Below are 25,331 nucleotides of genomic sequence, written 5' to 3' on the forward strand. Positions count from 1 at the left end.
CTTCGTGCGGTCTTCCCGGACTTTGGCCTTCACCCGCCACTTTGGATGTCTTTTTCCGAACTGCAGTCCTAACCGTTGTAAATACTGAGGGTCTTTTTCAAGTTTATCATCCAGCCCTCTCGCCTCAGAAGCACGTGAACGCGTCTGTAGCCCTAGCGCACACGGGTTTCTGCGATCTCCTTGATCCGTCGCTAACAGCAGCCTGGTCCGTCCTTCGGGACATGTAGTAGTAGGTGGAAGCGCCGAAGCAGATAGCCCCACAGGCCTTCCGGGTCGACACTCCCCATTCGACACACATCCCGGTGACAATCTCGCGCAAACGGACAGGCTTCAGAGCTTTCGCCGAATAACAGCCTGCAACATCTCACAATCCAACGTCAAGCCCGCTACAATTTCCTTCAGCCTGCTGTTCTAATCTTCGAGCGCCTTCAGTCGGCGCATCTCATTCGGAAGAAGCCCGCCATACTTTATCTTCCAGTTGAAATGGGTCGCCTCGCTGGTCCCGGCCTTCCGACAAATCTCAGCGACCGGCGTACCTTGCTCGCCCTGCTTCTGGATAAACGCCTTCTGAGCCTCCGCAAACTTAGATGATTTCATGCGAATCCGTTCCTCTCCCAGCCAAGGAAAAACAGGCGAAAAACTCCAACCTCAAACGATCCAGTTTTCAGGGGCAAAGCATCTTTATCCGAATTGAACCTGATCAAGGGTACGCAAACTAGCTTTTGGGAACGCTCTATGTTTGTAGCGGAGCATACATAATTTGACGTGGTGCTTTACGTGGTATGATGCCTAAATACACATAATTTTTCATAATTATACAAGACTTTGTTTAATTTTCATGGCGGACACCTCCTCCGCCACGCTTGGCCCGCGTTTTCTCCGGCGACGCACCGCCACACGCAACCCGAGTTGTAGTAGACTTGGCCGACGGCTGTTCGAGCCGAGACGCCTTACATATCTGCGGGCCGCAGTTGGGCCGTTCTACCCGACAGATTGCAAGGCAATAAAGTGACCCGGAGCTGCTTCAGAAAGCTTATATGATTGGCCCTCCAAAAGTGCGTCGAAGAAAGCAAATTTCTCCTGCCCTCCTACATCGGGCAGCTCAGTTGTAGCGAGTTGCAGACCATCCCTGCCCTGCTCAAGCCTCGGTGACGCTGCCATCAAGCGTCGTGTGTATGGGTGTCGAGGTGCAGAAAACAACGTGCCGGTATCAGCTTGCTCCATCACCCGACCACGGTGCAACACATAGAGCCTTGCGCAAAGCTGTTCGACGATGTGCAGATCATGACTGATAAACAAGCACGCAAATCCTAAGTCCCGTTGAAGCTTTTTCAAAAGGTCTAATATCTGGGCCTGAATAGTGACATCCAAAGCCGACACTGGTTCATCCGCAATCACAAGGTCAGGCCGGCTAATCAATGCCCGTGCGATGGCGACGCGCTGGCGCTGTCCACCGGACAGAGCGTGCGGATACCGCATCGCCATTTCCATGGGCAAGCCTACAGCCTCTAACATTTCATTTGTACGCTTTTGTTTTTCATTTTTGCTGAGGCTACGGTCAAACCGTAGACCTTCACGCACAATATGTCCGATGCGCATGCGCGGATTGAGCGAGGAGTATGGGTCTTGGAAAACAAAGCGGATGCGTCGCCGTAACGCGTATTCTTCGTCGCTCGTGCAACTGGCTAGGTCACTGTCGTCAAACCTAATTTGTCCTGAAACCTGTGGCACCAGATTGCCAATTGCGCGGCCGATCGTGCTTTTACCGCTGCCGCTTTCCCCGACCAATCCGACAAATTCTCCGGGCCTGATGTCGAGAGACACTTCACGAACCGCGTGATTCACAGTCTTACCCAGCAATCCCATAAGCCGCTTTTCAACAAAATCGACGCTTAGGTTCTCGACCTCGAGAAGGGGCGCCATCCGGGTTCCAGAGACAGGCGCGGCCACCCCCAGTTGCGTCGACGCCAGCAACCGTTTGGTATAGTCATGACGGGGCCGACGCAGCACCTCTTTCGTGTCGCCTTCCTCAACCAATTGGCCTTCTTCCATGACCGCAATTCTCTGAGCATATGCGGCCACTACTGCCAGGTCGTGAGAAATCAGGATCACCGCTGTGCCATTGGCACGGGCCACCTCGGCCATGATGTTCAAAACCTCATACTGTACCACCGCATCAAGTGCCGTCGTTGGCTCGTCTGCGATCAATAGTGCTGGTTTCAGCATCATGACCGACGCAATCATAATCCTTTGACGCATTCCGCCGGAAAACTCGTGTGGGTACCGGTTAAGTAACTTTTCGGGGTTATCGAGCTTAACCTGTCGCAACATGTCAATCGCACGTTCACGAATTTCACGCATACTCAGGTCGGTATGCTCGCGCATTGCCTCGAACATCTGCTCACCGATGCGGATGTTGGGGTTTAGGGAGGACAACGGCTCCTGAAAAATCAATCCAATCTCGCGCCCTCTCAGGCGGCGAAGCTCTTCTTTGCTTTGCGGTTCGGTGACGCTGTGGCCGTTAAAAACGATGCTGCCTTGGCTAACTTTGCCATCACCGGGCACGAGGCCCAGAATGGATCGGCCCAGAACGCTTTTGCCGCTTCCGCTTTCCCCCACAAGAGCGAGGATTTCCCCGCGAGCGAGTGAAAGATTTACGTCACGGATCACCGGCATTGACCCGAACGAAACCTCTAGATTTTTGATCGACAGAATGATGTCGTCTTGCATTGGATTGTTCATGTCAGACCACCGTCGTCGGCGTTGCCGATTTCGGGTCAAGCTCATCTCGCAGGGCATCCCCAAGAAGGTTTACACCCAAAAGCGCGATCGAAATGCAGATCCCGGGCAAAAGGCCAAGCATGGGGTATCGCATGAGATCCGCCTTGGCCTCAGCCAACATGTTCCCCCAGCTCGGCTCCGGGGGTGGAACGCCCAATCCCAGAAAACTAAGCGCGCTTTCCGCCAACAACACCCAGCCGAACATCATAGTCGACAGAACGATTAGCGGAGCCAGGCAGTTGGGCAAAACATGTACGATCAACGTGTACAGACGGCCATTGCCCATGCTTGCCGATGCTTCGACAAATTCATTATGGCTAATTGAAAGCACCGATCCACGCACAACGCGTGTCACTGCGGGCAGATATGCCAAAGACAAGGCCAGAATGACTCCATACCGGTTGGCCCCGATGACGGCCATAAGGCCAAGCGCCATCAATAGGCCGGGAAATGCCATGAGTGCGTCAAGCACCATCATCAGAAAGCGGTCAAACCAGCCGCGAAAGAACCCGCCCGCCGCGCCGAGAAAGGTTCCCACCACAACAGGAATGACCAAGGTTGCCAAGCCAATAGAGACCGATACCCAAGCGCCCCGCATCAAACGCGAGAGGATATCCCGCCCGAACATGTCGGTTCCAAATGGATGTGCGCCTGATGCTTCGCCAAAACGGTTCAGCAAATCGGATTTAAGTGGATCATAGGGCGTATAAAAGCTCCCGGTGAACGCCACCGCGAACACAGCGCCAACTAGCAGCATCCCAATCAAACCATTTGTCCGACACAATAAACGGCGTGCAAAATTCATGACAAACGCACCCTTGGATCAAAGAAGGAATAAGCGATATCAATCGCCAGATTGGTCAGCACGTAAATCGCAGCGATAAACAACAACGCGCCCTGAAGAACCGGATAGTCGCGCGCATAGATGGAATCGACCAAGAGCTTGCCAATGCCGGGCAAAGTAAACACCGTCTCGGTCACAGCCGCGCCAGACAGCAGACCTGCCAGCATAATGCCAACCATTGTTAGCGTGGGCGCAAACGCGTTTGGAAAAACATGGCGCCAAAGAACACGGCGTTCTGGCAAACCTTTGGCACGCGCGTGCGTGATGTAGTCTTTTTGCATGATTTCCAGACTTCCCGCACGCATCATCCGCGTCAGGACGGCGATCTCGGTAAGCGCCAGCGCCGTTACCGGCATGATAAGATAAACCATGCCCCGGCCAAGGTCTTCTGTGATTGAAACGAACCCAATGGTTGGCAACCATCCAAGCGTTGCGCCGAACAAAACCAGCAACATCAACCCGACCCAAAAGCTGGGCATCGACAACAAAACAATGCAGCCGAAGACAATCGAATAATCCGTGCTCCGGTTATGGCGATGGGCGGCCAAAAGGCCAAACGGAACTGCCACAAGAAGAGAGGTCAGCATAGCCAGCAAAACAACCGACGCCGTTACCCCGAACCGTTGCAACAGCAACCCGCCGACGTCCTGACCATTCATGATCGAAGTGCCCAGATTGCCGGACAACACTTCGCGCAACCAAGCCGTAAACTGAACTGCTAGAGACTTGTCCAGCCCCATCTTCTCGCGCATCATCGCCAGAGCGGCTTCGTCATCTACATCGCCACCCAGCATCATCAGCGCGGCATCGCCGGGAAGTGCCCGGACCAGCGCAAAGATGATGACCGTAACAATGACGAGGGTCGGAACCGACATTAGAATTCGCTTTAGTATAAAACCGAACAAAGCTCCGCCCCCCGTCTTGATATTTGTTTAGCCATCTACCCGAAGCATCCAGCCCCGGAGCAGTCCGGCACCCCAGTTTTCAAACCCGGAGACCTTGCTGGACATGCCGACGAACATTGTCCGGTGCCCAAGCCCAATGGCGGGAACTTCTTCAATGAACATCATGTGCAGCTTGTCGATGATGCTTTGCAGCTCCTTTGGATCGCCCGTTGCAAGCGACTTGGCCATAAGTTTGATGGCTTCAGGGTTTTTCCAAACCTTTCGGGGCGCGCTACCGGTAAACATCTCAAAGCTAAGGCCCGGATGTAAGCGCGGGGAGTAGGTAAAGCTCTGCATGCCAAAGCCAGTTCCCACGCGGTAGGCTTCTAGCTGTGAACCCCATTCGACGACTTCCAGCGTCGCGTTTAATCCGACTTCGGACATCATCGCTTGCGCCATCAATGCGCGCTCATAGTAAGCACCCGAGCGACGTGTCGCCAAAATCTTGATCTCGGCACCGTCATACCCGGCCTCCTTCAGCAAAGCTTTGGCCTTTTCTGGATTGTATTCGTGATACCGAGACTGAACTTCGGTGTAATTCGCTGACATTGGCGGCACAGGCGATGGCGAAGCCTTGCCAAACCCTTCGGTAATTGCCGCCACGATTTGTTGCGGATCAATCGAATGAGCCATCGCAAGACGAACACGCACATCGTCCAACGGCGCTTCGTCCGCATTCAAAAGATAGGTATCCCAAATGGCGGATTCGGTTGCATCGACCCTGAATCCGTCATTGTCTCTCAGTTCGGCTGCTGTTTGAGCATCAATCGACACAAGATCCAGATCACCCGCTTTCAACGCAGTGGATCGTACCGCCGCTTCGCTTACGATCTCCCAGCGAATTTTGTCTACAGTCGGATTTTTTCCACCACCGTAGCCATTAATGGGTTCCTCACGCGGAACATAACCTTCAAACCGGTTCACTTCGACAAACCGGCCGGATTCATGATTGCCCATCATATAAGGGCCTGTTGCAATCGGCTTGTTCCAGCTGCCATCAGCATTAACAGAATCGGGGTGCAAAATGGCCATTGAACCACAATCGAACCGGGCCATTATTGCCAGAAACACGGCGTATGGCTTTTCAAGCTCGATCACAAAGGTATAGTCGTCCGTGGCTTTGGCTGACGTCACCTTGATGTTGTTTTTGCCGTTAAAATAGTTAACGCAATGCGATTCCGACTTTGGCCCGGCAAGACGTTCCCATGACCAGGCGACTTCCTTCGCGGTCATTTCTTGGCCGTTATGGAATTTCACACCTTTGCGAAGATGAAAGGTATAGGTTCTACCATCGTCGGAAACCTCATAGGTCTCAGCCAGCATCGGAACAATGCTGAAATCACTGCCATAAGTGACAAGCCCTTCCACGATATGCCCGTGAACCTGGTCCGTGTTTCCATCACGCGTTACGCCGGGGTTGGTGCCCCGAATGTCGGCATTCAGTGACGTTCGCACTACGGTTTCTGCAACCGCTGGCAGCACTCCGCCCAAACCGATCGCAGCGGCAAGACATGCCGCCCCGAGAAAATTATGACTATATTTCATAGGCTTTCTCCCTGTTTATCCTGTTGATACTTCGTCTGTTAGTTCAGGCGATAGATTGTTGTCTCGGTTGACTCGTATGGCAGTTGGCGCACCCGAAGTTCACCCGCCCCGGCATCCATCAAAACCATCGCAACAGTCGCCGAGAGATAGGCGTTGGCTTCACCCTCATTGTCTCTTGGTTGACGCACGATGCCGCGCGGTGAGCCGAACCGGTCATCGAGCGCTGTTGCAATCGTGTCGAGATCATGCGGATCCTGGCTATCTTCGATCAATTTGCGCAAACGCCGGTTGCGAAACAGGGTATCTGCACCGCGCTCTATTCCTAGATCGCGTTCCCGCGCGCGCGCGGTGGAATTTACGAAATGGTTCGAATGCGTCATGCAGGTGCCATCTGGTGCATCCCAATAAATCTGCGCCGGCGTCGTTTCAAAATTCATGCAGTCGCCGCTTTGTGCACAACTGATCGTCATGTTGTTCGAAACCGTGCGCGGCAGGCGATAAAGTTCGGTCAACGCCTGAGAATAACCCCCGGCCTCCAACACGCTCCGCCTGATCACCGACAAGGGCACACCAAAGGGCGCATGCCCGTCTTGGCCGCTGACCAGGTTGTTACCGGTAATCGCCACGCCCCGGTCATTGAAACCGGCCCGCGCCAGCCCTCCGGCTTCTACAAAGGTTAAAATGTCAGGGTGCTTTTCACTGTGGATTTTCAGCACAATAGTGCTTTCGGAACAGTCGCTTAACCAATCCCAGTTTTGCACATGTAGTAAGCGACCGCTTTTCGTAAGCTGGGGCAAAACAACAGCCGAAGTACAACCATCATCCAAGTTTGAAATGTCTTTCGGGCGCTGAGCATGAAGGTTGATAATTTCACTGCGGCCGTTAATCACCAAAACTTCTTCGAGTTTGACGCCAGCCCCTTCGGCGATGCCCCGCAATTCTTCCATCGCTTCGGGAACTTGCGGTGCAAGTGCGTCTCGCAATTCTGCCGCATAGCTCAGGACGCTATCCCAATCCAGACCATGCTTCTCGAACAAAGCGCGATAGACTCCAAGTCCACTCAGCAGCTGAACATCCGCTTGCTTGCCATAAGACAAACCGCGCTCAAAGGCAGGCCCTTCGATTTCGACCAGTTTGGGTTGCGTTACCATCACCGCTTCCCCGGCTCGGACAAACGGTTTTGCAAAACATCGATGAAAAACCGCTCGATGTAGGGAAACACCCCGCGCATGTCGTGCGGCACACCGGGCGCCACATCATGCCAAACATCAACGCCTCGCGCTTGTAGAGACTCTCGCAACGTATCGAGGCGCTGATTACGGTTCTTGCCGGCACTATTTGCGCCCGGAATGACATTCGGTCCATCCTCTGGGAAGGTAATCTCCCATTCTTCGGTATCGGCAGCGCCGACCGACATATGCACTTTGACCTGCTTCAATGCGTCAAAGTTAATGCCACGCCCGAAAACACTTTCAAAATTCCGAATACCCGGCCACCAATCCATGGTCTCGTCCAACAAAGTCACTGATCCGGGGGCGCCAATTGACACCGCCCTAAGCCGCTCCGGGTGAAGGTAAAGAAACCGATGGGTGAAATGCCCGCCGCCCGAAAACCCGAACAGCATGAATTTCTCAAACTGCCGCTTCATCAGCTCTCCGGCCTGATCCACCATCGCGAGCAACACCTCGTCATAGCGAATATCGCCTTCGATCATGTACTTGTAGCCGCCGGCATTCAGATCACCCAACACGCCCACAGGAAAGAGCGGCGCAAGGATCACGCAGTTATTGTATTTTCCAAAGCTCGAGAACGCGTTTCGGTATTCCGATTGCAACCGCATGGTGCCGTGTACCGCGACCAATAGATCGAGCGGGCGGTCCGGCTCATCCCACGCGCTTTCGGGAATATAGAGCATAATCGAAAACCGCGGGTCATGCTTGCACGCCAATATCGTTGTGTTGCCGGTCAGATAGAGCGCGCGCGTGCGCTGTTCCCGATTGTCATTCACTCTAGGGAGCATTTTTCACGCCTTCTAAAACATCCATTTCGCTCAACGCTAGCCATAGTAAACTTTGGTGTCAAAATAATTGTTAAAATTGGCGCCAATATTTACATCGGCATTGATCGGATGCATGGTTGCCGTTAGGATCGTTATCCATTGTACCCGTAATCCGTAGGCGCAGATGACAGAACCAACGACCGATACCGGAGCGAAAACCACCCCCGACGATATTTCCCAAATGTTGATGGCTGACATTAACAACGGCATTTTGCGTCGCGGAGAATGGTTGAAGCAGATTGATCTGGAGCGACGTTACAATTGCACCCGCATAAAGGTCAGGAACGCACTCAGCTATCTGCATTCGCAGCGTTTGGTTGAGCATATTCCCAATCGCGGATACCGCGTTCCCGAGCCCAACCCGGTCCGTGAAAAAGAAATAGGCGAAGTGCGTTCTGTGCTCGAAGCCCACGCGGCAGCCGACGTCGTCAACAGCGCAACAGAAGCCGACATCGACAGGCTACAATCGCTTGCCGAAGAGTTCCGGGATGCCGCCTACAACGGCACTTCATTCGCTCAAATGCAGGCCAACCGCGCGTTCCACGCGGTGCTCTACGGGTTCTGCCAAAACGAATTTCTACATGAGCTGATTCTCGATATGCGTCGCCAAGGACCAGCGGCCCCGATTGGCCAATGGCAAACCATGGCACAACTCCAAAGCGCCACCCAAGATCATTTCGATATTGTTCAGGCAATCCGTCAACGTGATCTCGTGGCTCTGCGTGGGATCATCGCCGACCATATAACCGGCCATATCAACACAAGTAGACAAGAGATAAAGGACACGTCGGAATGACACTCGATCCTGCTTTGCAAAGAATGCTCGCGGTTTCTCGTGAACAAGGCGGTCCAGCACTTAACGAACTTGAGCTTTCGGATGCCCGGGCTGCAATGCGGGAAATGTTTCTGAAAAATGGCTATCCGGTTAACCATGCCGTTGAAATATCCCATATGTCGTCAGACGCCTGTGGCGGTTCATTCGGTCTGCACATCTATCGACCGGCACATACCCAAGGGCCGCTTCCCACGATCGTCTATTTTCATGGGGGCGGTTTTGTTCTCGGTGACGCCGCCACCTATGACACCCATTCCCGCGCGCTTGCTCATTTGCTCGGCGCAGCTGTGGTCTTTGTCGAATACCGCCTCGCGCCGGAACATCGTTATCCTGCGGCTGTTCAAGATACTTATGCGGTTATGGATTACCTTGCAAAAGAAGCGAAAACGCTTGGGCTGGATCGGCAACGAATAGTCGCAATGGGGGAAAGCGCCGGCGGAAACCTCGCCGTCAACGCAGCTCTTCACGCGCATCGTATCGGGGGGCTACGCCTGAACGGGCTCTGCTTGATCTATCCGTTGACTGATATGCGCCCGCTAGAGGAGGCCCTTGATCGCTACCCTTCGGTTGAGGAATTTGGAACAGGAACAAACCTCGATCTGGATGAAATGCAGTGGTTTCGTGAAAACTATCTGCAAAGCCCGGAACACGGGGATTTGCCGGAAAACACCTTGCTATTCCAGCCCGATCTCAACCTCCTGCCGCCTACACGCATTTATGTCGGGGCCTGCGATCCCCTTCGCGACATGGCCGTGGCCTTTAGCTCACTGCTCGTAGAAAATGACATTGATGCCAAGACCGAAATCCTGCCAGGCATGATGCACAGCTTCATGTGCCAAGGAACCGTTTCAGCCGCAGCTCTCAGGCATTTCTATCGTGTCGTCGAAAGCCTGTCCGAACTGTTGAAGTAGACCAAGCGAGATTGGAGCGTAGCTCCTCTATGGTCACTGCTTTTCGGGCACAGGCCCTCAAAGATACGAAGCCCGCCCGCATGGGCGCGGTTTATTCAGCCCTCAAGCAACTCGTATTAGCCGCTAGGGCTCAGCTCATGCGATGCATAAACTACCAATCGACATCGAAGCCACGCACCACGGCTGCAATCTGGTCCGACGATAATTCTCGAGGTTGAAAGCCTCGCGTCAAAAGAGCCAGCTTCGCGGTTTCCTCCAGTTCTTCCATTGCAAAAGCCGTCGCCCAGAGATCTTTCCCCGCCACAACCGGCCCATGATTGGCAAGCAGCACGGCAGATCGCTTACCCGCCAGCCCCCGGACGGCTTCACCCATCGCCGGGTCTCCGGGCATATAGAACGGCAAAAGCTTCACCTTACCGAGCCGCATAATCGAATAAGGCGTCAAAGGCGGTAAGACATTGTCAGCATCAGTATCTGGCAACATCGAAAGGGCGACTGAATGGGTCGAATGCAAATGCACAACAGCCCCGGTGCCAGCCCGCGTGTCATAAAATGCCGTGTGCAGCGGCACCTCCTTGGTCGGCGGGTCGCCAGATAAAAATCGCCCGTCCGCACCGAGATGGCTAAGCAGCGCCGGATCGAGAAACCCCATCGCCCGCCCCGTTGGCGTCACCAGCAGCGATCCATCCGAAAGACGCGCCGAGATGTTGCCAGAGGCACCACAGGTCAACCCACGGTCAAACATCGACTTGGCCAGCGTGCAAATATCTTCACGCAGCTTTGCTTCTTCGCTCATCCATCGGCCTCCATCGCCGCCAGCGTCTCGGAAAAGAACTTCGGCCCGCCAAAGTTACCCGATTTCAGCGCCAGCGCCATGCCCGCGTGTCGCACCAATGGCACACCGGCTGCGGCCCGCGGGCCAATCGTTAACTCATGGGCACCGAGCCCTGCAACCACGGCACCTGATGTTTCGCCACCCGCGACGACCAACCGAACAAGGCCCCGTGCCGACATTTCAAACGCCAGCTGGGAAAAAACGTTTTCGATCGCAGCCGCCGCAACCGCGCCACCGAACGCCTCCTGTGCTGCGCGAACCTCATCGGCATCGGCAGACGAATAAATCAACGGCGGGCGATCCTGCGTGATCACCCAGTCGGCTATCGCTGCCAAGTCTACTGCGCCGTTCACGGCCTCTTCGACCTCAATCTTCATTGCAGGTGCGCTCTTGCGATACTCGGCCACTTGCGCCTGTGTCGCCCTGCTGCAAGAGCCAGACAAAACCACACCTGGGCCGCGAATAGCCTGCCATGATGGCCGACCGGTCTGGTAGTTGAAATTTGCAGGCAACCCTTTGGCAATGCCCGACCCGCCAGAAAGCAACCTCACACTTTTTGCGGCCCTGCCAATCTCCATCAAATCGGCATCGCTAATCGCATCAACGATATAGTGAGCCTTTTGTGAGAGCGCCGCAGCAATGGCTTCACCGCCCGCAAGAACAACTGCTGCTGGCACATGGTCTACAGGGTGCTCACTCTGCGCAGCCAGAACCCTGCGCAGGTCCGGGTCGGTCATTGGCGTCAATGGGTGATCTTCCATCCCGCTTTCATTCAAAAGCCGGTCACCGACAAAGAGATGCCCCTGATACACGCTGCGCCCATTTTCCGGAAACGCCGGGCAGACAATAGACATTTCAGTCCCCAATCGCTTGGCCAGCGCGTCAAGCACCGGGCCGATGTTACCGGCAGGCGTGCTATCAAACGTCGAACATACTTTGAGGATGATCTGCGTCGCCCCCTGTGCCAGCAACCAATCACAAGCAGCCAGTGACTGTTCAACCGCCTCCTCCACCGGGGCCGTTCGCGACTTTAACGCCACCACTCCGGCGCCGAGGTGTGGATCAGCCGGAGTGCCCGGCACCCCGGCATAGAGCACCACCGGCATCCCGGCCTCGGCCAAGGTAAGAGCGATGTCGGAACCGCCAGTAAAATCATCTGCGATCACGCCTATTTTCATTGGGCAGCATCCTTGTCAGGCCCACCATCGAGACGGTAAATATGTGGTGCCATTGCCTCGGGGAAATACGCCCGGACCAAAGGGTCATGGCCCGGTATGATCAACGACCTTCTCGAAGCAAGCTTTTCAAGTCGATCAAACCCATCCATCATGTTCTGTAGGTCCACGACTATGGGAAACGGTTTGCGAGAGAAAACGTTTTCATAAAAATGCGCCGCATCAGAAGCCAACACCATCCAACCCGCCCGTGTGCGCACCCGCACACACTGCAATCCCCGGCTATGACCGCCTATGCAATGCACCGTAACGCCTTCGGAAATCTCTGCATCGCCATCATAAAAAACGACCTTGCCGGAATACAGCCGCTTGATCGCCTCACAAATATGCCCCGCCGTATAGGGCATGCGCAACCTATCGTGACACATGCACGGCCCGGTGGCAAAGGCCATTTCAGCCGATTGCATGTGCAGCGTGGCGTTGGGAAACAGGTGCAAACCGCCCGCATGATCATAGTGTAGATGTGTGACGATCACCTTTGACACATCTTCCGGAGCAACCCCAAATGGCGCCAGCGCGGCAACCGGATCAAGCCGGATCGGTCGCCCGCGCAGCGCCGCCTCGTCGCTGTCATAACCGGTATCGACAAGGATCACGTCATTGCCGTTGCGCAGCAGCCAAATATAGTAATCCATGGCGTGCGGGGCATCGTGATTGTCATCAAACAAAAAACTATCCGACCGCGTTCGGGCATTCCGGTCGGCGTATTTAATGGCATAGACCTGCCAATCGCTCATGAAACAACCTCATGATATGTGCGGACGTCCTTGCTTTCGACCATGCGCGCAACCGCGTGATCGAACGCCTTGAAATGCGCACTCTTTAGATGGATATCAAACGCCGTTTGATTTGCATAAAGCTCGTACAACAAAACCTCACTGGCACGCGACTCATCCGTGCAAACGTCAAACCGAAGGCACCCCTCTTCGGCGGTCAATGAGGTGCGCGCGTTTTCGACGACGGCTGGCACAAACTCCGCCATGCGCCCCTCCTTGATCTGAAACACGACAACCACTGCATACATCACTCCGCCCTTTCCTAACGAAAAATCTCGACCATGGTCATGGACACTGCCGGAACATAGGTCACCAGAAGCAATGCACACAATGCCGCAATATAGAGCGGAGCCATCGACCGTGCGATGGCCAACACCCCATCGCCCGAAATGCGCGACGCGACATAAAGCGTTGCGCCAACTGGCGGCGTGAACAGCCCCACAGCGACATTACAGGTCATAATGACCCCAAGGTGAACAGGATCGACCCCAAAGGTCTGCGCCGTCGGCAAGAACAGCGGCGCAGTCAGCAAAATCGCGGGCACGGGATCAAGCACCAGACCAAGGATCAACATCACGACGTTGACCAAAAGCAAGAACACCCAAGGACTGCTCGAAAGGTCCTGCACAAACGCGACCAATACCTGCGGGAGCTGTTCCAATGTGATCATCCACCCCAAAACAGTCGTCGCACCGATCACAACCATCACCACCGCCGACGTCACAAACGCATCAATCATAAGCGACGGCAGATCGCGCAACTTAAAATCTCGGTAAATGACAATCGTCACGAACAGACCATAAACCACGGCAAGGGCCGCAGCCTCGGTCGGCGTCACCAACCCGCTAAAGATACCGCCAAGGATCAAAACGGGCATAAACAACGCCGGGGCGGTGCCCACAAACGAGCTCCAGAGCTCCTCACGCGTTGTCGTCCTCCCCCCGGATCACAGCCGGATGATTTCCCGACCCAATAGCACACGCCCATAAAAAACAGCCCAAATATCAGACCGGGAACCATCCCCGCAAGAAACAAGTCGGCGACCGAAACATTGCCGACAAAGCCGTAAATCAGCATCGGGATCGAGGGCGGAATGATGATGCCAATGGTGCCGGAGGCGGCGACAAGCCCCGCTGCAAACGGGCGGTGATACCCCTCCTTCGCCATATTCTTGATCATAACCGACCCGATGGCGGCGGAATCGGCAATCGCCGAGCCTGAAATCCCGCCAAAGATCATCGAAGCCCCCACCACGACCATGCCAAGGCCGCCGGGCATAAAGCCAAACGCCGCGCGAGCGAACCCAATGATGCGCAATCCAACACCGCCGCGCGACATCAATTCACCCGCAACAATAAAGAGCGGTATGGCAAGGAAATGGTTCGGCTCCACCCCGCCGATAAAGTTCAGATAAACCGCCTGTAGCGGATAGCCTGACAAATCAAAAACAAAGATCGGCAGGATCGCGGTCAGCAGGATCGCCCAGACCAGCGGCACGCCGATGAAAACTGTCACCAGGAAAACGGCAACGATAAACAGCAAAATCATGGCGCGGCACCGCCGCCGGTATTGTCCATCGCCCAATCCTTGGGATTGCGCCAATCATGGACCAGATTGAACAGATGAAAGGCCAAGGCGCATGTCATCCCCGCCGGCATCGCCGCATATAGCAAGCCGACAGGCCAGTAGAGCACGGTGGTTTTCTGCGCCCAACTGTGGCTTGCAATCGACGTCCCGTACCAGATCAGCGAAGCCAGCATGGCAAGAATGACCAAATCAATCACCAATGCCAGCCAAACCTGCCCGCGTGGCGGAACAAGACTTTCGACGATCTCGCTCACCCGCATATGCGCACCCCGCGCCATAGCGGCCGCAGCCCCAAGAAACGTTGTCCAAAGCAACAGGAACGCCGTGACCTCAAGCGACCAAGCAAGATCAAAACCCGCCGCGCCCCGCAGCAGCGCGTTGACAAAAACAAGCGACACAATACTCACGCCACCCAGCACCAGACATAGGTCGATGACAAAGCTAAGCGCGCGCAGCGGTAGCGGATATTGCGACCGGTAATCCATCTTTAACTGCCCTTCTTTTCATAGCTGTCGGGGCCCGCACCAAAGGCCCCGACCGACTGTGATCCCAGAGTGGTTCATTTCGCAGGCAGTTTTTCCCGCACAGCTTTTGCGTCAGCGAGGATTTTGTCGACTTCCTCGGCTCCATATACGCCGCGCGCCTTGTCATAGACCGTTGCCACCGCTTCGCGGAACGGCCCGATTTCGGGTGTTGATACAGTGGCCCCGGCATCCTTCATTTCAGCGATCTGGCGATCAACTGAGTTCTTGACCAGATCACGACTAAAGGCCGCCGCTTCCGCCGCCGCTTTCTTCACCGCCTCTTGATCCTGAGGAGAGAACTTTTTCCATGTCGCTTCGGATACGGTTAATGGAAGCGGGCTATATACGTGGCGGGTCAACGTCACATGCGGCGCGACTTCGTAAAACCGCAGCGAATTGATGGTGTCCACTGGGTTTTCCTGCCCGTTCACAGTTCCCTGCTGAATCGCCAGATACACATCTGTGATCGGCATAACCACCGTTTGGAACCCGATCGCTTCCATGCTCCACCGGATCATATCGTTGGGGTAAACCCGCATTTTCATCGTCGCCGCGTCCGCAGGCGAAGCAAGTGGTTTGTTCGTTGTAAACGACCGGAACCCTGCCTCCCACGTTGCCAAAACCCGGAACCCGACATCCGGCAGCTTGTCAAACTCGCCCTGCAACCAGTTCGAGTTGTCATAAAGCTCCCAACCCTGTTCGTATGTATCAACAAGGAAAGGCATCGCCGTTAGGTTCAACGACGAAAGATGCGTCGCATATGACCCCGTGGCGGACACCGTGAAATCGACACCCCCAAGGATCAACTGCTCGATTGCCTTGGGATCATTGGCCAATTGCCCGGATGGAAAAATCCGAACCTCATACCGGCCCTCGGTATATTCACTGACTTTCTTGGCAAAAACCTCCGCGGCCGCCTGACGCGACCCGCCTGGATTATCGGTATGACTAAAGCGCAGCACCGTCTGAGCAATCGCTCCGCTTCCCATAATGGCAGCCACCGCAGCAACTGCGGCCAGCTTAAAGAAAGATGATTTCATGATGTCCTCCCTGAACATGCTTTAATATTGCATTCATTTGCGCATGCATTAATACATGCATTGTCAATATTTCCGATTGGTTAAGTCGGAGAATCCGTCCACAACGGGCGGTGAAAGAGGACTCAAGATGAACCAAGACTTCAGCATCGCCGTTTTCCATGGGGACGGCATCGGCCCGGAAATCATGGCCCCCACGCTCGCAATCCTCGCGCGCTTGGCAAAATCATCAACGGGCTACACCCTCTCTTTCGCAGACGCCCCCGCCGGGGCCGCGCATTACGCCAAAACGGGCGAATCCCTGCCTGAAACCTCCCTGAAAACGGCGCGGGAAGCGGACGCAATCCTCCTGTCTGCCATGGGTCTGCCCGATATTCGCTACGACGATGGCACCGAGATTTCTCCCCAAATTGACCTGCGCAAAGCGCTCACGCTCTTTGCCGGTGTCCGCCCTGTAACGGTCAAAAAGGGGCAGGCCTCGCCCCTGAAAATCCCCGAGAACCGCGAGATTGATTTTGTCCTGATCCGCGAAAGCACCGAAGGGCTGTTCCACACGCAAGGACGCGGGGAAGTCACCAAAGACGAGGCCCGCGAAACACTGCTCATTACCCGCGACATATCGGAAAAGCTGTTTCGCTTCGCCTTTGATCTGGCCAAATCCCGCAAATGCACCGGACGCGGACCGGGCCGCGTAACCTGTGTGGACAAGGCAAATGTTTTTCGCGCCTTCGCGTTTTTCCGCGAGATGTTCGACGCCGAGGCAGCCCGGCATCCGGACCTTCAGGCAGATCACGCCTATGTCGATGCCACCGCCCTCTGGATGGTCCAGAAACCTTGGGATTTCGACGTGCTTGTAACCGAAAATATGTTTGGCGACATTCTGTCTGACCTCGGTGCCGGGCTCATGGGCGGGCTCGGACTGGCTCCCTCGGCTGACATCGGCCTGACCCATGCCGTTTTCCAACCCTGCCATGGCTCTGCGCCCGATATTGCGGGCAAAGGGCTTGCCAATCCCTTTGCGATGATCCTGTCCGCGGCGATGATGCTGGACTGGCTCGGTATCAAACATGACAACTCTGCAATGCGCACCGACGGCCTGCGCCTTCGCGAAGCCGTCGAGAAAGTCATCGCCAACGGCGCAGTGCTGACTCGTGACCTTGGCGGCGATGCCGGAACACAAGACGCGGCAAACGCCGTGATCGACATGCTTTTTGCCTCATGACTGCGTCCCGCGACTTAAAAGTCGCCTGCGTCGGCGCCGGATATTTCAGCCAATTCCACTACGGCAGTTGGGCCAGAATGGAGCGCGTTCGCCTTGTCGGCTCTTGCAACCGTGACATTGAAAAAGCCAAAGCCACGGGCCTGCCCGCTTATTGCGACCTCTCCCAGATGTTGTCTGACCAGTCGCCCGACCTTTTGGACGTCATCCCCCCCGTTGCCCACGCCGAAATGATCCGCACCGCGCTGTCTGCCGGCATAAAATGGATCATTTGCCAAAAACCGTTCTGTGTCGATCTCGGCGAAGCCCGCCAGATCACAGCCGAAGCCAAAGCCGCAGGCGCTACCATCGTGGTCCACGAAAACTTCCGCTTTCAACCTTGGTATCGCACGATAAAACAGGCGCTTGATGATGGGTTGCTCGGGCAATTACAGCAGGTCACCTTTCGCCTGCGCCCCGGCGATGGCCAAGGCCCCGACGCGTATCTTTCGCGGCAACCCTATTTTCAAAAAATGGAGCGTTTTCTAGTTCACGAAACCGCAGTCCATTGGGTGGACACGTTTCGCTATCTTCTGGGCAATCCATTGTCGGTCTATGCCGACCTGCGCCGCGTCAATCCCGCCATCGCAGGCGAAGACGCAGGATACATTTTCTTCGAACACCCGAACGGCGTGCGCGCCTTGTTCGATGGCAACCGGCTCCTTGATCACAACGCTGACAACCTGAGGCGCACCATGGGCGAAGCCCTCGTCGAAGGCACCAAGGGCACAATCGAGTTGCGTGGCGACGGCTCTGTGACGCTCAGACAATTCGCAAGCTCGGACACCGCCGAATTGTTGCCTGCCGACACATGGGACGGGTTTGGCGGAGATTGCGTGCACGCTCTGCAATCCCATGTCGTCACCGGTATCCTCGATAACACACCTTTTGAAAACCTTGCGCATGAATACCTTGCGGTCGAGGTCATCGAAGAGGCAATCTATACCTCAGCAGCAAGCGGAAGCAGGCAACCACTGGGAGTAACGTAAACCGTATGCCGGACAAAACACTGTCAAGCGCGCAACGTGCGATACAAGAACTCCGTCAAAAGGTCTTTTCCGGTGAGTTGGCCGCAGGATCGGACCATCTGGAATCAGAACTCGCCAATCTGCTAGAAATGTCGCGCACACCTGTTCGCGAGGCCGTTCTCACGCTTGAAAGCCAAGGGTTGCTTGAACTGCGCCCGCGCAAAGGCGTTCGCATCCTTCCTCTGTCACCAGAAGACATGGCCGAAATCTATGATGTCCTGACCGAGCTAGAGAGCCACGCCGCAGAACGTGCGGCACAAGCCGGCCTCAGCGATCAAGAGTTGGCGCATCTCGCCAAAGCCATCGACGACATGGACCGGGCGCTCGAAAAACCCGACCTCGACGCTTGGGCCGAAGCCGATGACCGCTTTCACAAAGAGCTGGTTCGCCTTGGCGGCAACAGCCGCATCGAATCCATTGTCAGCATGATGAGCGACCAAGTGCGTCGCGCGCGGACAACAACACTTTTCATTCGCCCTTTGCCCACAAAATCAAACGAAGATCACCGCGCCGTTTATCAGGCAATTCGGGATCGCGATGCGATTACTGCCCGCACGTCGCATCGGCAACACAGGCAGCACGCCAAGGATATTTTGGTCAAGCTTTTGAACAAACACAGGCTGCGCTTTTTATAGATCGACTTGGTCCCAAGGGTAAAACTTTGTCAGGATTTTATGCTCCGGATACAAGCGCACTATGTTTTGTGAACCAGATGAGTTCCGCACCTAAGCACCTAAAACAAACTCTTTAAAAGCCGACCTCAGGCAAAGCCCATGCTGGGGGCATAGCCTCTTCACATACCCCTCCACACATTCTTGAATGACAGGTCTCACACCATTTCCTGCCATTGTTCACGAGAGGGTTGACTTGAGAGGATAACATGGCGGATTTGTCGGGACTGTTTGTGGTCTCCATCGAACAAGCAGTAGCGGCGCCCTATGTCTCTGCGCGACTGGCCGAAGCGGGTGCGCGGGTGATCAAGATCGAACGCCCAGAGGGAGACTTCGCCCGTGGCTATGATCAGCTTGTTCAAGGGGAAAGCGCCTATTTCGTGTGGCTCAACCGAGGAAAAGAAAGCGTTTGTCTCGACTTGCGCCAAGCTGACGACAAGGCGCTTTTGTCCAAATTGGTATCGCGCGCAGATATATTCATCCAAAATCTCGCGCCCGGCGCGATCGAGCGGTTGGGCTTTGCACCTGATCGCCTGCGAGCCGAAAACCCCCGACTGATAACAGTTTCAATCAGCGGCTATGGCGAAGACGGACCGATGGCAGATCGCAAGGCCTATGACCTGTTGGTTCAGGCAGAAAGCGGGCTATCATCAATCACCGGTAACGAAACCGGCTCGGCACGGATCGGTGTTTCCATCTGCGACATCACTTGTGGCATGACCGCTTATCAATCCGTCCTCGAAGCTCTTCTCGCCCGCGCCAGCACCGGCAAAGGCCGGCACCTGTCGGTAAGCTTGTTTCATGCCCTGACCGACTGGATGAACGTGCCGTATCTTCAGTATACCTATGGCGGGAAAATGCCTCATCGCGCCGGGCTATCGCACCCCACCATTGCACCTTACGGCGTTTTTTCATGTGCTGACGGAAGCCAAATCCTGATCGCAATCCAGAACGAGCGCGAATGGGCGCGCTTTTGTTCTGATGTTCTGGCGGATAAAGCGCTAGTCACTGACCAACGCTATGCCTCCAACTCGCTGCGCGTCGAAAATCGCGCAACACTCGAAGCGCAAGTGGCGAGGACTCTTGCCAAGCACGACCGTGCCGAGGTGACCCGCATACTTTCCAAGGCGTCGATCGCTTTTGGGCATGTATCGACAATGGCGGACCTCGCCGATCATCCGCAGAACAATTTTGTCGAAACAGACACCCCGTCAGGCCCCGTAAAATTGCTTGCTCCCGGCACGCGCATTGACGGGAAAACCCGCAAATTTGGTCCGGTTCCGGCACTGGGCGAACACACAACCTCTGTGCGTGACGAGTTTTCAGCACCTGCATCTTTCGCCGCCAAATAAAGACACCTTCAGGAGAAGTTCCACCGTGCCCATGCCCACAAGCGCCTCAAGCGAAAACGACGACCTGCGCCATGCGCTCCGCGCCCTTTGCTCTGGGTTCGGGCCCGAATACCACCGGAAGCATGCGCAAAATCGCACCTATCCAGTTGAATTCATTGATGCGCTGACCCGTGACGGTTGGCTCGCGGCGATGATCCCTGAAACCTTTGGCGGTGCCGGGCTTGGCCTCACCGAGGCATCAATCGTCATGGAAGAAATCAACCGCGGGGGCGGGAATGCGGGCCATTGCCACGGTCAGATGTATAATATGGGCACGCTCCTTCGCCACGGCTCTGATGCACAAAAAGCCCTCTATCTTCCACGGATCGCTTCGGGCGAACTGCGGCTGCAATCCATGGCCGTAACGGAACCCACTACCGGGACCGACACGACCAAAATCAAGACCACCGCTCACCGCAAGGGCGATCAATACATCATCAATGGCCAAAAAGTATGGATCAGCCGGCTCGAGCATTCCGACCTGATGATCCTCCTCGCCCGAACAACGCCTCTTGCAGAGGTGAAAAAGAAATCCCACGGGATGAGCATCTTTATTGTCGAACTGGCCGATGCCTTGGATCAGGGCATGACGATTCAGCCAATCCAAAATATGGTCGGGCATGAAACCCATGAGGTGTTCTTTGACAACCTCGAAATTCCCGCCGAAAACCTCATTGGAGAAGAAGGGATGGGCTTTCGCTATATCCTTGATGGCCTCAACGCCGAACGAACGCTCATTGCCGCGGAATGCATCGGGGACGGCTACTGGTTCCTCGAACGTGCCGTGCAATATGCCAACGAACGCGTGGTTTTCGACCGCCCCATCGGACAAAATCAAGGTGTCTCGTTTCCCTTGGCGCGGGCCTATGTGAACGTCGAAGCCGCCAACCTGATGCGGTTCGAAGCCTGCCGCCGATTTGACGCACAGGAAGACTGCGGTTCCCAAGCCAATATGGCCAAGCTGCTGGCTGCGGACGCCTCTTGGGAGGCGGCCAATGCCTGCCTGCAAACTCATGGCGGTTTCGGTTTTGCAGAAGAATACGACATCGAGCGAAAATTCCGCGAGACGCGGCTCTATCAAGTCGCACCAGTCTCAACCAACCTGATCCTCAGCTATGTGGCGGAACACGTTCTCGGCCTGCCCCGGTCGTTCTGATCCATGTCCGATCTGCTGTTCCCCCTCTTCCTCCCCGCAACACGACCAGACCGCCTAACCCGCGCACGCTGCTCCGGCGCCGATTGGGTCATCCTCGATCTTGAGGATGCCGTCGCGCCAAACGACAAAGCCGGGGCGCGCGACGGCATAGCCCGGATGGGTTTCGCCGGCTCTGGCGCGCCCGTTTGTGTCCGGGTCAACGGTTTTTCAACACAGTGGTTCGACGCCGACATTTCACTCGCGCGCCATTTGCCTTTTGGGTCGCTGCTCTTACCGAAAGCCGAAGACCCTGCCAAAGTCGAGCAACTCAGAGCCGCACTGCCTGCTGGCATGGAGCTTTGGGGGCTTATCGAGACGGCCCGCGGGATCGGAAACTTGCGCCTCCTTGCGCCGCTCTTCGATCGCCTTCTTTTCGGTGCCATTGATTTGGCGGCTGATCTCGGCATCGCTGTTAGCGAAACGGCCCTTACCCATGCCCGCGCCGAAATCGTCCTTGCCGCGCGGATCGCGGATCGTCCGGGCCCGATTGATGCCGTTACTCCCGCTGTGCGCGACGCCTCGCTTCTAAAAGCCGAAGCGCGTCACAGTGTGGCGATGGGATTTCGCGGCAAAATGCTAATCCATCCTGACCAAATCATCCCTGCTCGCACGGCTTGGCTACCTGCGACGGAAACAATTAATTGGGCAAAACGTGTGCTGTCTGCCCCCGAGGGCGTTGGCGTGGTCGACGGCCAAATGATCGACGCTCCGGTCGTTGCCCGCGCCCACCGTATTCTGGCCGACGCCGCAGCAGTTCAAGCTGCGCCTACATAGGTAACCATAAGCAAAACCATGACAAATCTGCTCGAACCTTTCCTCGACCTTGCAACTCTTCCTTCTGCAAAGATCAATCCTGAGGCCCGCAAGACAGCGCAAGCCTCACTGTTGGACTGGATCGTCTGTGGCCGCGCAGGTCAGTCCGAGCCCGTTGCTTCCCGGCTACGCCAGTTCGCCACAAGCGAGGGCGGCCACAGCCAGGCCACGATGTTCGGCGGCGGGCGCGTGCCGGCGCGCATGGCGGCTCTGGTCAATGGCACCACAAGCCACGCATTGGACTACGACGACACGCATTTCGCACATGTCGGGCATTTGTCGGTCGGCATTTACCCCGCCGCTCTCGCTGTTGGCGAAGTGACAAAAGCGTCGGCTGAAAACGTCATCGACGCCTTTGTCATCGGCAGCGAAGTCGCCATCCGCATCGGCATGATGCTCGGCACAGAGCACTACCAACGCGGGTTCCACCAGACCGCCACCGCGGGCGCCTTTGGCGCAACGGTCGCTGCAGGCCGATTGATCGGCCTTCGGCGCAATCAAATTCGCCACGCACTCAATCTCGTCGCGACACGGGCCGCCGGCCTGAAATCGCAATTCGGCACTATGGGCAAACCACTGAACGCCGGGTTTTCCGCATCAAACGGCGTAGAAGCCGCGCAACTTGCCGCGATCGGTGTCTCTTCGGCGCAGGATGCGGTGTTTGGGTCGCAGGGCTTTGTACCAACCCACACCGACGCGCCGCAACTCGATGTTTTCGCCCCGCTGGAAACGTGGTTGTTGCCCAAGATTAGCTACAAGTTTCACGCCTGTTGCCACGGCACCCACGCGATGATCGAAGCGTTGCTTGGTCTCCATCTGAACGACATGCCAAAAACTGTAAACATCCGCACAAACCCTCGCTGGATGTCGGTCTGCAATATTCTCTCCCCCACCACGGGATTGGAAGTCAAGTTCAGCTACCGCTGGCTTGCCGCCATGGTCCTGTCGGACCGCGACACTGGCGCAGCGGCGAGCTACGATGACGCCGTCACCCGCGACCCCGAAATTTCTGCGCTGGCCGACCGCATCACAATCGAGAGCGACCCAAGCGTCGATGACACCAAGGTCGCTGGCGAAGTGGTCCTTGCCGATGGCACAGTGCTGCCGCTGGCACATGATCTTACCGCTCCAATTGCAAGTGATGTCCTGATTGAAAAACTGTTCACCAAGGCCCGTGGCTTGCTGGGGGATGATCGCACGCATGATCTCAAACCCCTCATTGGTGACATCTCAGCGTTGCAAGCTTCAGACCTCGCAGCGATGGTTGGTCGAACGCCATGAACCCTCAAAACTGGATTGGGCACAGCAGCCACACACAGGAATTCATAACACCCCGGCTGACCGCAGAATTCCGCGCAACGCTCGGTGCCTTCGCCCATCCGGAACTACCCGGCCTCCAGTGGCTTATTGCCCCCGAAATCCGCCCCTACAAGGACCTCGGACGCGACAGTCACCCGCGTCTCGGCCTTGTGCTTCCCGACCTTGGCCTACCGCGCCGCATGTGGGCCGGGGGCGAAGTAACTGGCATCGGGGTCTCAGCGAAAATGATGCGGTAACCCGTGACACCACGATCACAGACATCACGCACAAAAATGGGCGCAGCGGACGGCTTGGCTTCGTGACGCTTCATCACCGTTACACCGTCGCCGGTGAGACCCGCATAGAAGAACGGCAAAACATCGTTTACCGCGACGCCCCCAGCACAAACGCTTTGCCGCCGCTCCCCCCACTTGCTCCAGACTGGCCCGAGGCCACCGTGCAAGAGGTGTCGCCGACATCCACTATGCTTTTTCGCTATTCAGCAATGACCTTCAACGGTCATCGCATTCACTATGATGCGGACTATGCGTGCGAAGTAGAAGGCTATTCCGGACTGGTCGTTCACGGCCCGATGCAGGCCACATGGATGCATGCGCTGGCTACACAAATCGCGGGCACGGTCCCACGTCAGCTTTCCTACAAAGGGCTCTCCCCCTTGACCTTACCGAACACAGCAGCTGTCGAAGCGCGCGAAACCGGACCCCAAGAGCTAACTCTGCGCGTTCGCGACTTAACGAACAATGTAGTCACGATGAGCGCGCAAGCACTGCTTTAGCGAGAGCCTATTCGCCTTGCGTCCAGACAAGGTCCCCCTCCCAAATCCCGCGGGCCACCATTTCGCTCGCGACATTTAGCGTCACTTGCTCAATCGCCTTGCAAGCGCGTGTCTGCGTCCGCGCCGGGTTCTTCACAAGGTAAACGGGCCGCGAAATTGTGGGGTCAACAATCGGCGCTTTCAACAACTTCCCCTCGGCCACAAAATCATGGCAAGCGGCGGGCGCAAAAATGGAAAAGCCCGACCCGCGCGCGACCAGCTCCTTTATCTGCGTCATCGCATCAAGCTCGGTAACCACATTCAATTCCACGCCGCTTTGGGCCACCGCCGATTCGATAATCCTGCGAAGCCCGTGTGGTTCCCCCGGCAGGATCATCTCTAAACCTTCCAGCGCCTTTAACGACACCGGCGTGCCCGGCGGTGTCTGCAATGGCCAGGCATCAGGGGCCGAAAAAAAGCACAGCTGCTCATTCATGACATGGGTGGTTTGAAAATGGCCAACCCCGCTCAGATCATAAAGAAACCCAATCTCAACCGTTTCATCTTCGATCCATGTTTTGATAAAGCCACTCATCGCTTCACTTGCCCGCAGCCTGACTTGAGGAAGCTCAAGCCGGACCGTTTCTGCAAGCGGCACTGACATGACCATAGAGACCGAAGGCGGCATCCCGAAATGCACCTTTCCGGTGATCTGCTGGCTCACTTCACGCATTTCGCTCACACATCGGCTTAGCGCGCCGCAAATCTCCACTGCATGACCAAGCAGCAACTCGCCCTCGGCGGTCAGCGTTGAGCCGCGCGGAGACCGCACGACAAGCGGAACTTCTAGCTCCGTTTCCATATTGGCAAGGTGCTGGGAAAGCGAGGGCTGCGCAATGTTAAGCCGTTGGGCCGCCGCCGACAGTGACCCCGCCTCCGCGATTTCAATGAAGTAGCGCAACTGACGAATGTCCATGAAACCCTACCT

The 25,331-nt window shown here is 55.9% G+C and carries 26 protein-coding genes and 1 pseudogene; 11 read left to right on the top strand and 16 right to left on the bottom strand.

What is annotated here, in order from left to right; all coding sequences use genetic code 11:
- Positions 1 to 6 precede the first annotated feature (6 nt).
- The 7 genes and pseudogenes from N4R57_17400 to N4R57_17430 form a co-directional block, all read right to left on the bottom strand.
- Positions 7 to 597: pseudogene (locus N4R57_17400) on the bottom strand (transposase).
- Positions 598 to 981: 384 nt separating this feature from the next.
- Positions 982 to 2,730 carry an ABC transporter ATP-binding protein gene (locus N4R57_17405; protein ID UYV36747.1) on the bottom strand — a complete coding sequence of 583 codons (1,749 nt, stop codon included), beginning with the start codon at positions 2,728 to 2,730 and terminating at the stop codon, positions 982 to 984.
- A gap of 13 nt (positions 2,731 to 2,743) precedes the next feature.
- Positions 2,744 to 3,538: an ABC transporter permease gene (locus N4R57_17410; GenBank protein ID UYV36748.1), complete on the bottom strand. Its 795-nt coding sequence runs from the start codon at positions 3,536 to 3,538 to the stop codon at positions 2,744 to 2,746.
- A 44-nt stretch (positions 3,539 to 3,582) separates the two neighbouring features.
- Positions 3,583 to 4,530, bottom strand: coding sequence for an ABC transporter permease (locus N4R57_17415; GenBank protein ID UYV36749.1), 948 nt, complete (start codon positions 4,528 to 4,530; stop codon positions 3,583 to 3,585).
- Between the two features lie 27 nt (positions 4,531 to 4,557).
- Positions 4,558 to 6,114: an ABC transporter substrate-binding protein gene (locus N4R57_17420; protein UYV36750.1), complete on the bottom strand. Its 1,557-nt coding sequence runs from the start codon at positions 6,112 to 6,114 to the stop codon at positions 4,558 to 4,560.
- A gap of 38 nt (positions 6,115 to 6,152) precedes the next feature.
- Entirely contained in the window at positions 6,153 to 7,265 is a 1,113-nt protein-coding gene (locus tag N4R57_17425; GenBank protein ID UYV36751.1) for a C45 family peptidase, read from the bottom strand.
- Entirely contained in the window at positions 7,265 to 8,134 is an 870-nt protein-coding gene (locus N4R57_17430; GenBank protein UYV36752.1) for an alpha/beta hydrolase, read from the bottom strand. Before N4R57_17430 ends, N4R57_17425 begins: the two co-directional genes overlap by 1 nt.
- Positions 8,135 to 8,297: 163 nt before the next feature.
- Here N4R57_17430 and N4R57_17435 point away from each other — a divergent pair, with 163 nt between their 5' ends.
- Both N4R57_17435 and N4R57_17440 read left to right on the top strand, forming a co-directional pair.
- Positions 8,298 to 8,969, top strand: a complete 672-nt coding sequence (locus tag N4R57_17435) for a GntR family transcriptional regulator (GenBank protein ID UYV36753.1) — start codon at positions 8,298 to 8,300, stop codon at positions 8,967 to 8,969.
- On the top strand, positions 8,966 to 9,919 hold the full coding sequence (locus tag N4R57_17440; GenBank protein ID UYV36754.1) for an alpha/beta hydrolase: 954 nt from the start codon (positions 8,966 to 8,968) through the stop codon (positions 9,917 to 9,919). Before N4R57_17435 ends, N4R57_17440 begins: the two co-directional genes overlap by 4 nt.
- A 151-nt stretch (positions 9,920 to 10,070) precedes the next feature.
- Here N4R57_17440 and N4R57_17445 read toward each other — a convergent pair whose 3' ends face one another.
- From N4R57_17445 to N4R57_17480, 8 genes are all read right to left on the bottom strand, one after another.
- Positions 10,071 to 10,715, bottom strand: a complete 645-nt coding sequence (locus N4R57_17445; protein UYV36755.1) for an aldolase — start codon at positions 10,713 to 10,715, stop codon at positions 10,071 to 10,073.
- Positions 10,712 to 11,932, bottom strand: coding sequence for a four-carbon acid sugar kinase family protein (locus N4R57_17450; GenBank protein ID UYV36756.1), 1,221 nt, complete (start codon positions 11,930 to 11,932; stop codon positions 10,712 to 10,714). Before N4R57_17450 ends, N4R57_17445 begins: the two co-directional genes overlap by 4 nt.
- Complete coding sequence (locus N4R57_17455) at positions 11,929 to 12,726, bottom strand: N-acyl homoserine lactonase family protein (GenBank protein UYV36757.1); 798 nt, start codon at positions 12,724 to 12,726, stop codon at positions 11,929 to 11,931. The genes N4R57_17450 and N4R57_17455 overlap by 4 nt, the downstream gene beginning before the upstream one ends.
- The gene (locus tag N4R57_17460) at positions 12,723 to 13,013 is read right to left on the bottom strand and encodes an antibiotic biosynthesis monooxygenase (GenBank protein ID UYV36758.1); all 291 of its coding nucleotides are present in this window, start codon (positions 13,011 to 13,013) and stop codon (positions 12,723 to 12,725) included. Before N4R57_17460 ends, N4R57_17455 begins: the two co-directional genes overlap by 4 nt.
- Before the next feature lie 14 nt (positions 13,014 to 13,027).
- A complete protein-coding gene (locus N4R57_17465; GenBank protein ID UYV36759.1) occupies positions 13,028 to 13,642 on the bottom strand; it encodes a TRAP transporter large permease subunit in 615 nt (204 codons plus the stop codon).
- Positions 13,630 to 14,313 (bottom strand): TRAP transporter large permease subunit, encoded by a 684-nt coding sequence (locus N4R57_17470; protein ID UYV36760.1) that lies wholly within the window; start codon positions 14,311 to 14,313, stop codon positions 13,630 to 13,632. The genes N4R57_17465 and N4R57_17470 overlap by 13 nt, the downstream gene beginning before the upstream one ends.
- Positions 14,310 to 14,837, bottom strand: a complete 528-nt coding sequence (locus N4R57_17475; GenBank protein ID UYV36761.1) for a TRAP transporter small permease subunit — start codon at positions 14,835 to 14,837, stop codon at positions 14,310 to 14,312. The genes N4R57_17470 and N4R57_17475 overlap by 4 nt, the downstream gene beginning before the upstream one ends.
- A 74-nt stretch (positions 14,838 to 14,911) precedes the next feature.
- Complete coding sequence (locus tag N4R57_17480) at positions 14,912 to 15,916, bottom strand: TRAP transporter substrate-binding protein (protein ID UYV36762.1); 1,005 nt, start codon at positions 15,914 to 15,916, stop codon at positions 14,912 to 14,914.
- A gap of 127 nt (positions 15,917 to 16,043) precedes the next feature.
- On the opposite strand from N4R57_17480, the gene N4R57_17485 reads away from it, so the two are divergent.
- The 9 genes from N4R57_17485 to N4R57_17525 all read left to right on the top strand — a co-directional run bounded on the left by N4R57_17485 (position 16,044) and on the right by N4R57_17525 (position 24,364).
- A complete protein-coding gene (locus tag N4R57_17485) occupies positions 16,044 to 17,135 on the top strand; it encodes an isocitrate/isopropylmalate family dehydrogenase (protein ID UYV36763.1) in 1,092 nt (363 codons plus the stop codon).
- Entirely contained in the window at positions 17,132 to 18,160 is a 1,029-nt protein-coding gene (locus tag N4R57_17490; protein ID UYV36764.1) for a Gfo/Idh/MocA family oxidoreductase, read from the top strand. The genes N4R57_17485 and N4R57_17490 overlap by 4 nt, the downstream gene beginning before the upstream one ends.
- A gap of 5 nt (positions 18,161 to 18,165) precedes the next feature.
- Complete coding sequence (locus N4R57_17495; protein UYV36765.1) at positions 18,166 to 18,834, top strand: GntR family transcriptional regulator; 669 nt, start codon at positions 18,166 to 18,168, stop codon at positions 18,832 to 18,834.
- Positions 18,835 to 19,079: 245 nt separating this feature from the next.
- Positions 19,080 to 20,222, top strand: coding sequence for a CoA transferase (locus tag N4R57_17500; protein UYV36766.1), 1,143 nt, complete (start codon positions 19,080 to 19,082; stop codon positions 20,220 to 20,222).
- 31 nt (positions 20,223 to 20,253) lie between these two features.
- Positions 20,254 to 21,417: an acyl-CoA/acyl-ACP dehydrogenase gene (locus tag N4R57_17505; protein UYV39609.1), complete on the top strand. Its 1,164-nt coding sequence runs from the start codon at positions 20,254 to 20,256 to the stop codon at positions 21,415 to 21,417.
- Positions 21,418 to 21,420: 3 nt separating this feature from the next.
- Positions 21,421 to 22,230 carry a CoA ester lyase gene (locus N4R57_17510; GenBank protein UYV36767.1) on the top strand — a complete coding sequence of 270 codons (810 nt, stop codon included), beginning with the start codon at positions 21,421 to 21,423 and terminating at the stop codon, positions 22,228 to 22,230.
- Positions 22,231 to 22,248: 18 nt separating this feature from the next.
- Positions 22,249 to 23,550 (top strand): MmgE/PrpD family protein, encoded by a 1,302-nt coding sequence (locus N4R57_17515; protein ID UYV36768.1) that lies wholly within the window; start codon positions 22,249 to 22,251, stop codon positions 23,548 to 23,550.
- Positions 23,547 to 23,825 carry a hypothetical protein gene (locus N4R57_17520; GenBank protein UYV36769.1) on the top strand — a complete coding sequence of 93 codons (279 nt, stop codon included), beginning with the start codon at positions 23,547 to 23,549 and terminating at the stop codon, positions 23,823 to 23,825. Before N4R57_17515 ends, N4R57_17520 begins: the two co-directional genes overlap by 4 nt.
- 62 nt (positions 23,826 to 23,887) lie before the next feature.
- On the top strand, positions 23,888 to 24,364 hold the full coding sequence (locus N4R57_17525) for a hypothetical protein (GenBank protein UYV36770.1): 477 nt from the start codon (positions 23,888 to 23,890) through the stop codon (positions 24,362 to 24,364).
- Positions 24,365 to 24,371: 7 nt separating this feature from the next.
- Here the strand turns inward: N4R57_17525 and N4R57_17530 are convergent, their stop codons facing one another.
- Positions 24,372 to 25,319 (bottom strand): LysR family transcriptional regulator, encoded by a 948-nt coding sequence (locus N4R57_17530; GenBank protein UYV36771.1) that lies wholly within the window; start codon positions 25,317 to 25,319, stop codon positions 24,372 to 24,374.
- Positions 25,320 to 25,331: the final 12 nt, after the last annotated feature.

Source organism: Rhodobacteraceae bacterium D3-12 (assembly GCA_025916135.1).
GTDB lineage: Bacteria > Pseudomonadota > Alphaproteobacteria > Rhodobacterales > Rhodobacteraceae > JAKGBX01.